Source organism: Furfurilactobacillus entadae (assembly GCF_045862745.1).
Taxonomy (GTDB): Bacteria; Bacillota; Bacilli; order Lactobacillales; family Lactobacillaceae; genus Furfurilactobacillus; species Furfurilactobacillus entadae.
The window spans coordinates 29956-45525 of sequence record NZ_BQXN01000008.1 but is presented as its reverse complement, the minus strand read 5'-3'; the positions used below and the strand labels follow the sequence as shown (position 1 = coordinate 45525).

The following is a 15570-nucleotide window of genomic DNA, read 5'->3' as shown; positions in this document are numbered from 1 at the left end:
ATCCGTTTGGGCTGTGCTTTAAGGATTAACAAACGAAGAAAAAGGGGTTTGAACACATGGCAAAAAAGTCGGCTCAAGAAAGTATGGAAACGCCGATGATGAAGCAGTATCAGGCCATCAAGGATCAATATCCAGACGCCTTCTTGTTTTATCGAATCGGAGATTTTTATGAGCTGTTTAATGACGACGCAGTGAAGGGCTCACAGTTATTAGAGTTGACGTTAACAGCCAGAAATCATAATGCGGCAGATCCAATCCCGATGTGTGGTGTGCCGCACCACGCGGTTCAAAATTACATTGATATTTTGGTGGACCACGGGGATAAAGTGGCCATCTGTGAACAGTTAGAAGATCCAACGGTTGCTAAGGGCATGGTTAAGCGGGATGTCATCCAATTGATCACGCCAGGCACGCGGATGGCCACTGGTGTGAAGGGCGCCAAGCAAAACAATTATCTTGCTGGCGTTACCAAACAAGGTGACCAGTATGGTTTTGCTTACGCGGATGTGTCTACCGGTGAAGTCCAAACAGCGACGTTGACTACGATTGCGGCTGTGATGAACGAAGTCATGGCTGTGGAAGCAAAAGAGGTCGTGGTGGACGATACCTTGACGGATGATGCGTTAACGGGGTTTGCACCACTAGGGATTTTAGTGTCTCACCAAACGAACATGATGGCGAACGCTGAGGTAAGTTTTGTAACCCAGGGGTTAGACGATCACACAAAGGTCGCAGCCGTGACCATGTTGCTGAGTTATTTATTGGGAACGCAAAAACGGGACCTTGCGCATTTACAACGGGCCGTGGCGTATGAACCCTCCTATTTTCTTAAGATGGATCACCACGCCAAGAGAAACCTTGAACTGGTCATCAATAGTCGAACGGGCAAGAAGTCGGGCACGTTATTGTGGTTGTTGGATGAAACAAAGACAGCCATGGGTGGCCGTTTGTTGAAACAATGGATCGACCGGCCGCTCTTATCACTAACGGACATTCAGGCGCGGCAAGATAAGGTGGCTGAGTTGTTGGCACACTACTTTGAACGGGCAAGTCTACAAGAAGAGCTGGTGAAGGTCTACGACTTGGAACGGTTAGCCGGCCGGGTGGCGTTTGGGAGCGTAAATGGGCGTGACTTGATTCAGTTAAAAACGTCGTTATTGCAAATTCCAAAGTTGAAGTACGTGTTGGCTGAACTGGATCAGACGATTTTTGGTTCGCTTGTAACGGATCTTGATCCCGTTGACGATGTGGCTGATTTGATTGAACGGGCCATCATGGACGAACCACCAATTGGCGTCACGGATGGTGGTGTGATCAAGGATGGCTATAACGAACAGCTGGATGCCTACCGTGACGCCATGAAGAACGGAAAGCAGTGGATCGCGGCGTTAGAAGCAAAGGAACGGGCGGCGACCGGGATCAGCACGTTGAAGATTGGCTATAACCGGGTCTTTGGCTATTACATCGAAGTGACGAAAGCGAACTTGGCGAAGCTTCCGGCGGATCGTTATGAACGCAAGCAAACGTTGACCAATGCTGAGCGGTTCTCAACGCCGGAGTTGAAAGAAAAAGAGACGTTGATTTTAGAAGCGCAGGATAAATCCACAGCACTGGAATATCAGCTGTTTACGAAGGTTCGCAACGTTGTTAAAGACGCCATTGAGCGGCTTCAACGGTTAGCAAAAGCGGTTGCCAGTCTGGATGTTTTACAAAGTTTTGCAGTCGTTTCAGAAGATTACCGGTTTGTTCGGCCAATGCTAACCACGGCGCATGACCTTGAAATTGAAGCGGGGCGGCACCCGGTTGTCGAAAAGGTCTTGGGCAAGCAAGAGTATGTACCAAATGACGTCCGGATGCCGGATGACACGGAAATTCTGCTGATTACCGGTCCAAATATGTCCGGGAAGAGTACGTACATGCGCCAACTCGCACTAACCGTGGTGATGGCACAAATTGGGTGTTTTGTCCCGGCGAAAGCAGCAACTATGCCCGTTTTTGACCAAATTTTTACGCGTATTGGTGCGGCGGATGACCTGATTTCTGGGAACTCGACGTTTATGGTCGAGATGCAAGAAGCCAATGCTGCGTTGATGAACGCCACGGCGAACAGCTTAATTTTGTTTGACGAAATTGGCCGTGGAACTGCGACGTATGATGGGATGGCGCTCGCTCAGGCAATTATTGAATATGTGCACGATCATGTTCATGCAAAGACGTTGTTCAGCACGCATTATCATGAACTGACGGCGCTTGAAGAGTCGTTAGCAGCGCTGAAAAACGTGCACGTGGGTGCGGTGGAAGAACATGGCCAGCTGGTCTTTCTTCACCAGATTCAACCGGGACCTGCCGATAAATCTTACGGAATTCACGTTGCCAAACTAGCCGGGATGCCAACAAACCTGTTGACCCGGGCAGGCACGATTTTGACGCAGTTAGAGGCGCAGGCAGGCGAGACGCCAACGCCGGTGGATGTTGAGCAACCATTAAGTGAAGCGCCCGTGTCCGATCAACCGGCAGCAAACGAACAGTTGGCCTTGTTTGACACGGCCAGCGAAGATCCGGCGGTTGCAGTGGTCATCGCTGAATTGAAACAAATGAACCTGATGGCGATGACACCGATGGACGTGATGAATAAATTTTATGAAATTCAGCAACAATTAAAGTAAGCCGGTTTGTTAATAACGAATCGGAGAGGATCTAAATAATGAGTAAAATTCATGAACTACCAACGATTTTGGCGGATCAAATTGCTGCTGGTGAAGTGGTAGAACGACCTGCTTCAGTCGTTAAAGAATTGGTTGAAAATGCGGTGGACGCTAAGGCAACCACCATTGATATTCTGATTGAAGAGGCCGGCTTAAAGTCCATTCAAATTGTGGATGACGGTCAAGGAATCGACGATGAAGATGTTGAGCTTGCATTTTCACGACATGCAACCAGTAAGATCACCTCACGTGAGGATCTATTTCGGGTTCACTCATTAGGATTTCGAGGTGAAGCGTTGCCAAGTATTGCGTCAGTCGCCGACGTGTGGTTAAAAACGGCGACGGGGCGTGGTGCCGGTAGTGAAATCCACGTTAAGGGTGGCGAGATCCTAAGCCATACATCAGGCGCGTCCCGGCCGGGGACAGAGGTTACGGTTAGTGACCTGTTCTTTAATACACCAGCACGGTTAAAGTACCTAAAGTCGCCACAAACGGAACTAGCCAATATCGTTGATACGGTTAACCGGTTGGCCCTGGGGCACCCGGAAATTGCATTCAGTTTGCGGCATAACGGGCGTGAATTAATGAAAACGGCGGGGCGTGGTGATCTGCAACAGGTCATTGCCGGGATTTATGGAGTTCAAACGGCCCGGAAAATGGTTGCCATTCAGGCAGAAGACGCGGATTTTCAACTGACGGGTTTTGTTGCCCTTCCAGAATTGACGCGGGCCTCACGAAACTACATTTCAGTGCTGATCAACGGTCGGGCGATTAAAAACTTTCAACTGACGAAGGCGTTGATCAAAGGGTATGGCTCAAAGCTCATGGTTGGGCGTTATCCCATCGCGGTTCTAAACTTAACGATGGATCCACTGCTGGTGGATGTAAACGTTCACCCGACAAAACAGGAAGTCCGGTTGAGTAAAGAACCACAACTGGCTGACCTGATCGATAAAGCAGTTTACAACCGGCTGGCAACGGAAAACTTGATTCCGGATGCTTATCAAAATTTACACGGGGAACAAACGGTGGATCCGGTGGCACTGGGCGAGCAGTTGACACAGGCCTCGACCATTCACGATGCGCGGATTAACGTGACTTATGCACAGCCACAAAAAACGGTGCAAGCTGCCACAAGTATGCCAGCGCCGGCTGATGAAGCGGTGGCGTTACCTGAGGAGCAGGCGCCATCGTTACCTGACGCGCTCCCAACCCAGGCGTTAGCCCCTGTGGTGATTCATCAACGCGATGACATGACCAGTGCGTCGATGACGGCGTTTGATGCGCGTTATGAGGCCCAGACGATGCCTGCACCGTTTGCAAACGAGGAGGCCCCTGCCGTTGCGGTGCCAAGTGAGCGCCTTGAAATGGTTCCCGAAGTGGCGGAACCAACGACAACGCAGCCACGGTTTCCAGAACTGATGTACATTGGTCAAATGCACGGCACATTTTTGTTTGCGCAGGCCGCTGACGGGTTATACTTAGTTGATCAACACGCTGCTCAGGAACGGATCAAGTATGAATATTACCGGGTGAAGATCGGTGAGGTAAGCGACGACCTTCAAAGCTTGTTGGTACCGATTGTTTTAGATTACCCGGTGAGTGATGCCTTGAAAATTAGGGATGCTGCGGATGAGTTACGGTCATTAGGACTGATCCTTGAACCGTTTGGTGCTAACAGTTTTATTGTCCGGCAACACCCAACGTGGTTTGTCTCAGGGCAGGAAGAGAGCACGGTTCGTGAAATGGTGGATTGGGTGTTAACGGATGGTGGGCTGACGGTGGCCAAGTTCCGTGAAAAAACGGCCATCATGATGAGTTGTAAACGGTCGATCAAGGCCAATCATCACCTTGATGATCGGCAGGCCAAAGCGCTCTTGCATGACTTAGCCCAAACGCAAAATCCGTTTAACTGTCCTCATGGTCGGCCAGTGGTCGTCCACTTTACGAACGCAGATATGGAAAAAATGTTTAAACGGATTCAGGATAGTCATGAAGCCTGGTCTGAATTTGATGATCACGAATTTTAGGAGGCACACAAATGTTTGAATATTTACGGGGAACGGTTAATGCCGTAACACCCGCATACGTTGTCCTCGATGTAAATGGGGTGGGGTACCTGATTCAAACGGCGAACCCCTACCGCTTTCACGAGGGTGACGAGGGGGTTCAGATCTACGTCCACCAGGTTATTCGTGATACAGAGATGAACCTGTTTGGGTTTGTTGACGAGGATGAAAAGCGGCTGTTTTTGAAGTTACTCAATGTTTCTGGCATCGGGCCCAAAAGTGCGCTGGCCATCCTTGCTAACGAAGACCACAGTGGCCTAGTGGCCGCCATTGAAAATAACGACGTGGCCTTTTTAACGAAGTTTCCTGGCATTGGGAAGAAGACGGCGCAACAAATTGTGCTGGACCTACAAGGAAAGCTGAGTGATCTTGGGGCGTTGCCAGGCCAACTTGATCTGGAAGTTGCCCCAACGACATCGCAGGCCTTAACAGATGCATTGGCAGCTCTGACGGCACTCGGATACAGTGCAGCAGAAGTGAAAAAAGTCGAAAAACAATTAACGACCATGAGCGCCAAGTCGACAGACCAGTACTTAAGTGTGGCCCTGTCGTTATTAACGCGTTAATGATGGTAAATAATGGTTGGGGAGGTGAGTGACAAGATGGATGATGAAGTGATGTCGAATGAACCGGTTAGTGAGCAGGAAGCGTCGCTAGAACGGTCGCTTCGACCAACAACCTTGGCGCAGTACATCGGTCAAGATACGGTGAAGGAGCAACTCACGGTCTACATTACGGCAGCAAATGCACGGGAAGAGTCACTGGACCACGTGTTATTGTACGGCCCACCCGGACTGGGGAAAACGACGCTGGCCATGGTGATCGCAAATGAAATGCAGGTCAACATTAAGACAACGAGTGGCCCGGCCATTGAACGGCCCGGTGACATCATTGCGTTGTTAAACGAATTACAGCCTGGCGATATTTTATTCATTGATGAAATCCACCGGTTACCAAAAGTGGTGGAAGAAATGTTGTATTCTGCAATGGAAGATTTCTTCGTGGATATTGTTGTGGGCCAGGGACCAACTGCCCATCCGGTTCACTTTCCGTTGCCACCATTTACCTTGATTGGGGCAACCACCCGGGCTGGCTTGCTATCTGCGCCATTGCGAGATCGGTTTGGCATCGTCGAACACATGAACTACTACACGACGGCTGACTTAGAGGAGATCACGTTACGGTCAGCCAACATTTTGGCCAGTAACATCGTGAAGGCAGGCGCCCATGAAATTGCCCGCCGCTCACGGGGAACCCCCCGGATCGCCAACCGGTTATTAAAACGGGTTCGTGATTTTGCAGAGGTTGATGGGAGTGCTGCCATTGATGCGCCAATTGTTGACCATGCGCTCCGTGTTCTTGGGGTGGATGAGTTGGGACTGGATGAAGTGGACATCAAACTATTGAACACGATGATCGACTTTTACAACGGGGGGCCCGTTGGGTTAACGACCCTTGCGGCCAACATTGGTGAGGAAGCGGATACCATCGCCGAAGTGTACGAACCATACTTATTACAAACGGGGCTCATTAAACGGACGCCCCGGGGCAGAATGGTGACATCAGCCGGGTATGAGCACCTGCACATTCCCGCCCCAGACCGAAATTAATTGCCGAATTCCATTTGGCAACCTTCGTTAAGTCTGGTACAGTACATTAAGGAATCTATTTGAATGAGGTGGAGAAATTGACAAGTTTATTAGCAGCAGCCGCTAAGAGCGGGCAAAACAACATGTGGAGTACAATCATCATGATTGTCCTTTTCGTGGGGATCTTTTATTTCTTTATTATGCGGCCAAACCGGAAGCAACAAGATCAACGTAAAGAAATGATGAACGGGATTCACGTTGGGGATCACGTGGTGACGATTGGTGGGTTACACGGTGTTATTGACGCACTTGACGAAACAAAGAAGACAGTGACGATCGATGCTGACGGCATTTACTTAGTGTTTGACTTACAGTCAATTCACCACGTAGAAACGCCAGCAGCAACGACGAGTGCTGCCGCAGCACCAATGAGCAGTGCAAGCTCAGAAGCAGCGAGCGCAGCAACAAGTGCAACTTCAGAAGCAACAAGTGCTGCTGAATCAGAAGCACCAAAAGACTAATCATTTGTCCATTTAATGGCGATGTGAAATTATAAAACCGACGGAGACCCTCATGTGGATGGGGATTCTCCGTCGGTTTTATTTATTGAGAATAAAGTGGCGGAAGGACGGTGTTTTTGCTGTTATTACGAACATATGTTTGATAAACTGTAACCTAAATAGCGGAAAAAAGGAGGGGTGACTCATGGCGCAGACGTTAATGCAGGTTCCACTAGTTGTGGATGCCAGTCGGAAAATTATTCATGTGGATATGGACGCGTTTTATGCCTCTATTGAAGTCCGTGACCACCCCGAGTTTAAGCAGCAAGCGCTAGTCATTGCGCGTGATCCACGGGAGACCGGTGGACACGGCGTCGTGACAACGGCGAATTATGTCGCCCGTAAACTAGGTGTTCATTCTGCGATGAGCGCACAGGAAGCTAGAAAATTGGCGCCCAAGGCTGTCTTTAAACGGCCGGATTTTCCCAAGTATCGGGCGGTCTCTGCACAAATTCACGAAATTTTTCATCAGTATACGGATCACATTGAGCCGATTGCGTTTGATGAAGCGTACCTTGATGTGACGACCAATAAGCAGGGCATCGAGTCCGCTGTGGCCCTTGCACATCAGCTCCAGGCGCAAATTTTTGAAACGGTTCATTTAACGTGTTCAACGGGAATTTCGTACAATAAATTCTTAGCGAAGCTCGCCTCTGACTATGCAAAACCAGTGGGCGTTACCGTTGTCTTACCAGGAGACGCCGAGACCTTCCTCGCCCCGTTGCCCATTGAAAAATTTCGTGGTGTAGGAAAAAAGACGGTTCCAAAGATGCACGACCTGGGCATTATGACCGGGGCGGATCTATTAAAACATTCAGAGCCGGAACTCATTCAACATTTTGGCAAACTGGGCTATGCGTTATATCGTCACGTTCGGGGGAGTGATGACCGACCGGTGGAGTGGCAACGGGAACGTAAATCCATTGGGCGTGAAGAAACTTACGATACCCTGATCACCAATGAAGCGGATGTTGAGACACAGTTACAATTATTGGCAACCGAACTGGTGGAACACCTGGTTAGCCGGCAACGGCACGGAAAAACCATCGTCCTGAAGGTCCGTGATGCTGAGTTCAATACGGTTACCAAGCGGCGAACGCAAACTGAATTTTTTGAAAATTCGGCTGACATCATTTATGAAACGGCAAAAGAATTGTTCGACGAAACAGCTGATTTAGCAGCGAGCGTCCGGTTGCTAGGAATTACGATGACAAATTTAGATCCACTTTCTTTTGAAAATATGACGTTACCACTATTTACTTCGGCGTCTTCACGCGCATTTTAACCGGATTATGGTCCATAGATATCGCTGTGAGGCTTTGTATTTACGCACAATGTCCGTTATACTGGCATGTACGAGACTTGTAGCGAAAAGAGGGGCCAAAAACCATGGACGTGCAAAAAGCAATTTTTGACGATATTAATCGCAACCGCATTATCATCATTCACAGACATCAACGACCTGATCCAGATGCCGTCGGGGCACAGGCAGGCCTTGCCCGGATTTTGCAGGTTGCTTATCCTGAAAAGAAGATTTATATCGTTGGAAAGCAGGTTCCTGGTTTGGCCTGGTTAGCTGAAATGGACCAGGTGGCTGATTCACAATTTGACCAAGCACTGATTTTGATCCTCGACACGGCAAACGAACCGCGGGTGGATGACCAACGGTGGCGTGACGGTCGGGAAGTTGTGAAAATTGATCACCATCCAGATGACGATCCGTTTGGTGATCTTAGCTGGGTGGATGACCAAGCCTCCAGCACCTCAGAAATGGTTGTGGCCTTTGCAAACCGGTTTGACTTAACGATTGACGCAACGGCTGCCCGGTCACTGTACGCGGGCATCGTTGGGGATACCGGGCGGTTCCTTTACTCCGATACGACCCCGACGACCATGCGCGTGGCTGCGCAACTGATGGACACGGGGATCGATGCCGTGGCCGTCAACCAATTGGAAGATGAAATGCCAGTGCCAGTCGCACGGTTATCGGCATACCTCTATGAGCACCTGGAGATCACGGCGAGTGGTGCAGCGTACGTTGTGTTAAGCGCGGAAACAATTCAGTCGTTTGACCTTGGTGACGCCGGAACTGCAAGCTTAGTTCCGATGCCAGGAAAGATTGATTCAGTGCGGGCCTGGGCCATTTTTGAGGAACAAGACGACCACAGTTATCGGGTTCGTTTACGGTCCAAGGGTCCCGTGATCAACGGGTTGGCCCGGCAACACAACGGTGGCGGCCATCCGCTTGCCAGTGGTGCGAAGGCGAAAGATAAAGCTGAAGTTCAAACAATCATTAGCCAACTAGAAGCCTTAACAAGCGCCCAATAAGGAGAAACTATGACGGAAACATTTACAGAACTAAACTTGCGACCAGAGCTAATGGCCGCCTTAACGGAAATTAACTTCGTGAAACCCACACCGGTTCAAGCGCGGTTGATTCCCGTTATCATGGCTGGCCGGTCTGTTATTGGTCAATCACAAACGGGGAGTGGGAAGACCCACGCCTTTTTACTGCCCATCTTTAACCAGCTCAAGCCTGATTTAGATGAAGTGCAGACCATTATTGCGACACCATCACGTGAATTGGCGAGTCAAATTTACGCGGATGCTAAACAATTGGCGAGTCATTTTGACCAGCCAATTCGGATCGCAAACTACGTTGGGGGAACGGACCGGTCACGGCAAGAACGCCAACTGGGTAAGCACCAACCCCAAATTGTGATTGGGACCCCAGGACGGTTGCGTGACTTCATGGATGAACATGACCTGGGCTTACACACCGCCCACCAACTGGTTGTTGATGAAGCGGATATGACCCTTGACATGGGCTTTTTAAACGACGTAGATCACATTGCGGGGGCCCTGCCTAAGGACCTCCAAATGTTGGTCTTTTCCGCAACGATTCCCCAGAAGCTGCAACCATTCTTACGGAAATACCTGACGAACCCGGTGATTGAAGAAATCCCGGTAACGTCAATTATCAGTCCAACGATTGATAACTGGTTGATGTCAACCAAGGGGCACAAAAAGAATGAAATGATTTATGAATTACTGACAATGGGTGAACCATACCTTGTGTTGGTCTTTTGTAATACCAAGCAACGGACAGCTGAATTAACGGCGTACCTGAAGGAACGTGGCCTTAAAGTGGCCATGATCTCAGGAGACGTGCCGTCACGTGAGCGGAAACGGGTGATGAAACAGGTTCAAAACCTGGAATACCAATACGTGGTTGCAACGGACTTGGCAGCGCGTGGGATTGATATTAAGGGTGTTTCACACGTCATTAACGATGACATTCCGGCAGACCTAGACTTTTTCATTCACCGGGTTGGCCGGACCGGCCGTAACGGCATGTCTGGAACGGCAATTACGTTGTACCGTCCTGGTGAAGAGGATCAGGTTGCTGAAATCGAAAAATTGGGTGTGAAGTTTGCGCCGAAGGATATTCGTCAGGGTGAAATCGTTGATTCATACGACCGGAACCGGCGGACGAAACGGACAGCGACCCACAATAAGCTTGATCCAACCATGGTCGGTATGGTTAAGAAAAAGAAGAAGAAGGTTAAGCCTGGCTACAAGAACCAAATTAAGTCAGCCATTAAGCGGAAGGCCCAACAGGATAAACGGGTTGAGATGCGTGAAGCTGCTCGTGGGAAGCGTAAGGCAAATCGGCAACAGGGCGCAGCAAGTCGTGCCAACCGGAGTCGGTAAGTCAATTGACAAGTTGGCCGTGAATGCTATACTAAAGTGCAGTCAAGGATATGTTGGAATCAGTTATTTTTCAGCGACGCTCTGGTTGGTGTGAAGAGCGAGGTAACGATTCTTGTGCTCCCTTGAAGAAAAATTTGATAACACACTTGTTTAAAAAACACGCGACTCGGCGTTATGAGTGAGGGGTTAACGAACAACATCGTTGCAAGCAAAGTGGTACCGCGGTCCTTGACCGTCTTTGCAAGCAGGGGTGTTGTTTTGTGTTTCACGCACAAGTGATGAAAGGACAATCATGAAAGAATTAAGTAGTAGCCAAGTACGGCAAATGTACCTCGACTTTTTTGAACAACACGGCCATAAAATTATGCCGAGTGCGTCATTAGTCCCCGTTGAAGACCCAACCTTGTTGTGGATCAACTCTGGGGTCGCCACAATGAAGAAGTACTTTGATGGCTCCGTCGTGCCTGACAATCCACGGATGACGAGTTCACAAAAGAGTATTCGGACAAACGACATTGAAAACGTTGGTCGAACAGCCCGACACCACACGCTGTTTGAAATGCTTGGTAACTTTTCAGTGGGTGATTACTTCAAGACGGAAGCCGTTCACTGGGCCTGGGAATTATTAACCGGAGCTGATTGGTTTGCGTTTGATCCTGACAAGTTGTACATCACGGTGTACCCCAAGGATACGGATGCTAAAGCGGAATGGTTAGACGCCGGGGTCAAGGCAGACCACATTCTGGAAGCCGAAGATAACTTCTGGGATATTGGTCAGGGTCCTTCTGGTCCTGATTCAGAAATTTTCTACGACCGTGGTCAAGAAATGAACAACGTCGCTGAAGATGATCCTGAAAACTTCCCTGGTGGGGAAAACGAACGGTATTTGGAAGTGTGGAACATTGTGTTCTCACAGTTTAACCACACACCAGAAGGAACGTACGAACCACTTCCTCATAAAAACATTGATACGGGGATGGGCCTCGAACGGGTTGTGTCTGTGTTCCAGCACGCCCGGACAAACTTTGAAACAGACTTATTCCTGCCGATCATTAAAAAGACGGAAGAACTGTCAGCGGATAAGCACTACGGTGACAACGCGGCTGACGACGTGTCGTTTAAGATCATCGCGGATCACGCGCGTGCCGTGACGTTTGCCATTGGTGACACGGCGTTGCCTTCAAATGAAGGCCGTGGTTACGTGATTCGGCGGTTAATTCGGCGGGCCATTTTAAACGGGAAGAAGCTCGGTATTAACGAAGCCTTCCTGTACAAATTGGTGCCGGTTGTTGGCGAAATCATGAAGAGCCATTATCCAGCAGTGTTGGAACAGGCTGACTACATTGCCGGTGTGATCCACTCTGAAGAAGACCGGTTTAACGTGACGCTTGATACAGGACTGTCACTATTAAACGACACGATTGCAGCTACCAAGGCAGCTGGCAATGCCGAACTGTCCGGGGCCGACGCGTTCAAATTGTTTGATACGTATGGTTTCCCCGTTGAATTAACCACTGAATACGCTGGTGACGAAGGGTTAGCTGTGGACCAGGAGGGCTTTAAGGCCGAAATGGAAAAGCAACGTGCGCGTGCTCGTGGCGCCCGGTCATCTGCTAAGTCAATGGGTGTGCAACGGGCATTGCTCACGGACATCAAGTCTGACAGTGAATACGTTGGTTACACGACGTTAACGGTTCCAGCAGCGAAGTTACTGGACATCATTGTTAACGAAACGTTGGTTGACGTGGCCAAAGAAGGTGACGAAACGGCCGAGGTCATCTTTGATCAAACGCCGTTCTACGCTGAAATGGGTGGTCAAATTGCTGATATGGGTCAGATCATTGACGCCGACGGGAAAGTGGTCGCTAGTGTAACGGACGTTCAACATGCACCAAACGGCCAAAACCTCCACACTGTTAAGTTAACAGGGATGTTAAAGAAGAACGCAACGTACAAACTGGTTGTGGATGCTGGTCGGCACAGTAAGATCGAAAAGAACCATACGGCAACCCACTTGTTGGATCAATCATTGCGAAACGTCTTGGGCGGGCACACTGCGCAGGCAGGTTCCTTGGTTGAACCAAACTACTTGCGGTTTGACTTTAACCACTTTGGTCAAGTAACAGAAGACGACCTGAAAAAGGTTGAACAGATGGTCAACGACCAGATTTTTGCTGAAATTCCGGTCAAAACGGTAGAAACCGACCTTGAATCTGCAAAGAAGATGGGCGCGATTGCCATGTTCTCCGAGAAGTACGGGAAGACGGTCCGGGTCGTTTCAATTGGTGAGTTCAACACAGAATTTTGTGGTGGTGATCACGTTACCAATACAAATGAAATCGGCTTGTTTAAGATTGTTTCTGAAACAGGGGTTGGTGCCGGTGTTCGGCGGATCGAAGCCGTAACGGCTGGTGACGCCTTTGCCTACTTGAACAACGAAGAGGCCCTCTTAAACGAAACGGCTGCCATGGTTAAGGCACCGCAAGTGAAGGAAGTTCCTCGGAAGGTCGCTGGGTTGCAAGCAGACGTTAAGCAGTTAGAAGCAGAACAACGGGCGCTGCAAGCCAAAATGGCTGCGCAACAGGCCGGCGATGTCTTTACGAACGTTGACGAAATCAACGGCGTGAAGGTAATCGCACAAACAGTCAACGTTGCCGGCATGGGCCAGCTCCGTCAATTAGCGGATGACTGGAAACAGAAGTTACCGTCAGATGTTTTGGTTCTTGGAACGGCTGTTGATGATAAGGCAAGCCTCTTAGTTGCAATGGCACCAGACCAGGTTAAGGCCGGTCGTCGTGCAGGTGACTTGATCAAGGCCATTGCGCCTGCCATTAATGGTGGTGGCGGTGGTCGGCCAGACATGGCTCAGGCTGGTGGGAAGAATCCTGCCGGACTGGACGATGCGATGGCCCAAGCAAAGGCATGGTTAGCCAAATAAGCAACGTCAGGGCGTCCAAATGAGTGACGCTAACAGCGGAAGCAGCTTGGCAAATTGCCGACTGGTTCCGTTTTTTATGATTATTTAGTCAATCAATCATTAAAATTACGAACTGCTTATTTGACAATATGGTTACAACGTGCTGGATAATTGTTATTTGGCGGTGGATTAAGTAAAATAGGTCGTAACTGGAGTGTGCAGTTGGAAAGTGCAACCAACGCAGATTGGTTAGCAACACACGCCGTTTGGTTGATTGATCATGGAGGGAATACGAATGAGTACAACAGACAAAACCATGTTCTTTGATTTTAGTAACCAGCAACAAAAAGACGTGCATGACACGTTAGCAACAGTTTATGCAGCTTTGGAAGAGAAAGGATACAATCCGATCAATCAGATTGTGGGGTACCTGTTATCTGGGGACCCAGCTTACATTCCCCGTCTTAATGATGCCCGGAATTTAATTCGTAAGCATGAACGTGATGAGATCATTGAAGAACTCGTCCGGGCTTATCTGAGTGCGGATAACGCAGCTAAATGAAATTAATGGGATTAGATGTGGGCTCCCGGACCGTGGGGGTCGCTGTTAGTGACGCCTTCGGTTGGACAGCTCAGGGTGTCGAGATTGTGCGGATCAACGAAGATGAGGGCCAGTTTGGTTTGGACCGGATCGCTGAGTTAGTCAAAGAGACCGGGGCCGGCGGATTCGTTTTGGGCTTACCAAAGAACATGAACAACACCCTCGGCCCCCGTGCAGAGGCCGCTCAACGGTATGGAGACATGTTGACGGAACGCTTTGGCTTACCCATTGATTTTATTGATGAACGTTTGACGACGGTGGAAGCAGAGCGGATGCTCATTGAGCAGGCCGACATTTCACGGAAAAAGCGCAAGCAAGTCATTGATAAATTAGCGGCAACCTTTATTTTGCAGAATTATCTCGACGCAAATGGTAAACTAACCAAGTAGCGGTTGGGACATTCACAACAACACATGATCATTCACGAAGAAAGTAGGGTCTAACAAATGGCTGAAACACACAACCACGAATCAGAAAACGATAACGAACAACAAATCACGCTCGTTGACGATAACGGCAACGAGACGTTATATAACGTGCTCTTCACGTTTACGTCAGAAGACTATGGCAAGTCTTATATTCTTTTATATCCAGCAAGCACTGCGGATGATGAAGAAGTGGACATCCAGGCTTACGGTTTTGATCCAGAGGAAGATGGCTCCACAGAAGGCGAACTTTCACCGATCGAAGACGAAGCTGAATGGGACATGGTTGAAGAAATGCTTAACACATTCCTTGACGATGACTCCAACATGGCTTAAAAACCGTTGCGTGAGCGACAGTAAATAACTGACAGAGCGGCGTCGTATTCCTCAGGTGGAGTATGACGCCGCTTGTGTCATAATGCTTATTAAGGGGTGGATAGACGAATGATTTTAACGTTAGTTGTCATTTTATTATTGGTGAGTGCACTAGGGCGCGGCTTTCACCGTGGCTTTGTAGTTGAACTGGTCAACACTGTTGGTTACCTGTTTATTTTGCTTCTGGCCCGGTTACTAACGCCAACGGTCGCGACGGGGGTGCAACACCTACTGCCTGCTAATCACCAAGTCACGGCCAACGACCAGCTTCTAAACAGTCAGGTCAACCATTTCTGGGCGGCCGGAATTGCCTTTTGGGGACTGATGATTATTGGGATCATCCTTTTGCGGTTGTTGACCCGGTCGTTAAAGCTGTTTACAAATTTACCAGTGATTCATGGTGTTAATGCACTTGCCGGGGCTGCGGTCGCTGGCATCCTGATGTACATCCTGATTTTCTTCGGTTTGGCCATTGCGTCCGTTTGGCCGGCGACCTGGATTCATGACCAACTGCTGCATTCACCGTTAAGCATGTGGATTCTCCACCAAACGCCACTACTGTCAGAACAGATCTATCAGTGGTGGTTAACTCGATAAAAAAGGACTGAATAAAAT

The 15570-nt window shown here is 49.2% G+C and carries 13 protein-coding genes; all 13 read left to right on the top strand.

What is annotated here, in order from left to right:
- Nucleotides 1-56: 56 nt before the first annotated feature.
- The 13 genes from mutS to ACKTR5_RS05145 all read left to right on the top strand — a co-directional run bounded on the left by mutS (nt 57) and on the right by ACKTR5_RS05145 (nt 15552).
- Nucleotides 57-2666, top strand: coding sequence for a DNA mismatch repair protein MutS (gene mutS / locus ACKTR5_RS05205; RefSeq protein ID WP_407879759.1), 2610 nt, complete (start codon nt 57-59; stop codon nt 2664-2666).
- Nucleotides 2667-2704: 38 nt separating this feature from the next.
- Nucleotides 2705-4735, top strand: a complete 2031-nt coding sequence (gene mutL, locus ACKTR5_RS05200; RefSeq protein ID WP_407879757.1) for a DNA mismatch repair endonuclease MutL — start codon at nt 2705-2707, stop codon at nt 4733-4735.
- An 11-nt stretch (nt 4736-4746) separates the two neighbouring features.
- Entirely contained in the window at nt 4747-5340 is a 594-nt protein-coding gene (gene ruvA, locus ACKTR5_RS05195) for a Holliday junction branch migration protein RuvA (protein ID WP_407879755.1), read from the top strand.
- A gap of 36 nt (nt 5341-5376) precedes the next feature.
- Complete coding sequence (ruvB, locus tag ACKTR5_RS05190) at nt 5377-6384, top strand: Holliday junction branch migration DNA helicase RuvB (protein WP_407879754.1); 1008 nt, start codon at nt 5377-5379, stop codon at nt 6382-6384.
- A gap of 77 nt (nt 6385-6461) precedes the next feature.
- Nucleotides 6462-6884 carry a preprotein translocase subunit YajC gene (gene yajC, locus ACKTR5_RS05185; RefSeq protein WP_407879753.1) on the top strand — a complete coding sequence of 141 codons (423 nt, stop codon included), beginning with the start codon at nt 6462-6464 and terminating at the stop codon, nt 6882-6884.
- A gap of 184 nt (nt 6885-7068) precedes the next feature.
- Entirely contained in the window at nt 7069-8208 is a 1140-nt protein-coding gene (gene dinB / locus ACKTR5_RS05180) for a DNA polymerase IV (protein ID WP_407879751.1), read from the top strand.
- A 104-nt stretch (nt 8209-8312) separates the two neighbouring features.
- Nucleotides 8313-9251, top strand: coding sequence for a DHH family phosphoesterase (locus ACKTR5_RS05175; protein WP_407879750.1), 939 nt, complete (start codon nt 8313-8315; stop codon nt 9249-9251).
- A gap of 9 nt (nt 9252-9260) precedes the next feature.
- Nucleotides 9261-10637: a DEAD/DEAH box helicase gene (locus ACKTR5_RS05170; RefSeq protein ID WP_407879748.1), complete on the top strand. Its 1377-nt coding sequence runs from the start codon at nt 9261-9263 to the stop codon at nt 10635-10637.
- Nucleotides 10638-10929: 292 nt separating this feature from the next.
- A complete protein-coding gene (gene alaS / locus ACKTR5_RS05165; RefSeq protein WP_407879747.1) occupies nt 10930-13575 on the top strand; it encodes an alanine--tRNA ligase in 2646 nt (881 codons plus the stop codon).
- Nucleotides 13576-13849: 274 nt separating this feature from the next.
- Entirely contained in the window at nt 13850-14116 is a 267-nt protein-coding gene (locus ACKTR5_RS05160) for an IreB family regulatory phosphoprotein (RefSeq protein WP_407879746.1), read from the top strand.
- Nucleotides 14113-14544: a Holliday junction resolvase RuvX gene (gene ruvX, locus ACKTR5_RS05155; RefSeq protein ID WP_407879744.1), complete on the top strand. Its 432-nt coding sequence runs from the start codon at nt 14113-14115 to the stop codon at nt 14542-14544. Before ACKTR5_RS05160 ends, ruvX begins: the two co-directional genes overlap by 4 nt.
- A 57-nt stretch (nt 14545-14601) precedes the next feature.
- A complete protein-coding gene (locus tag ACKTR5_RS05150; protein WP_407879743.1) occupies nt 14602-14916 on the top strand; it encodes a DUF1292 domain-containing protein in 315 nt (104 codons plus the stop codon).
- A gap of 108 nt (nt 14917-15024) precedes the next feature.
- Nucleotides 15025-15552, top strand: coding sequence for a CvpA family protein (locus tag ACKTR5_RS05145; protein WP_407879741.1), 528 nt, complete (start codon nt 15025-15027; stop codon nt 15550-15552).
- Nucleotides 15553-15570 lie beyond the last annotated feature (18 nt).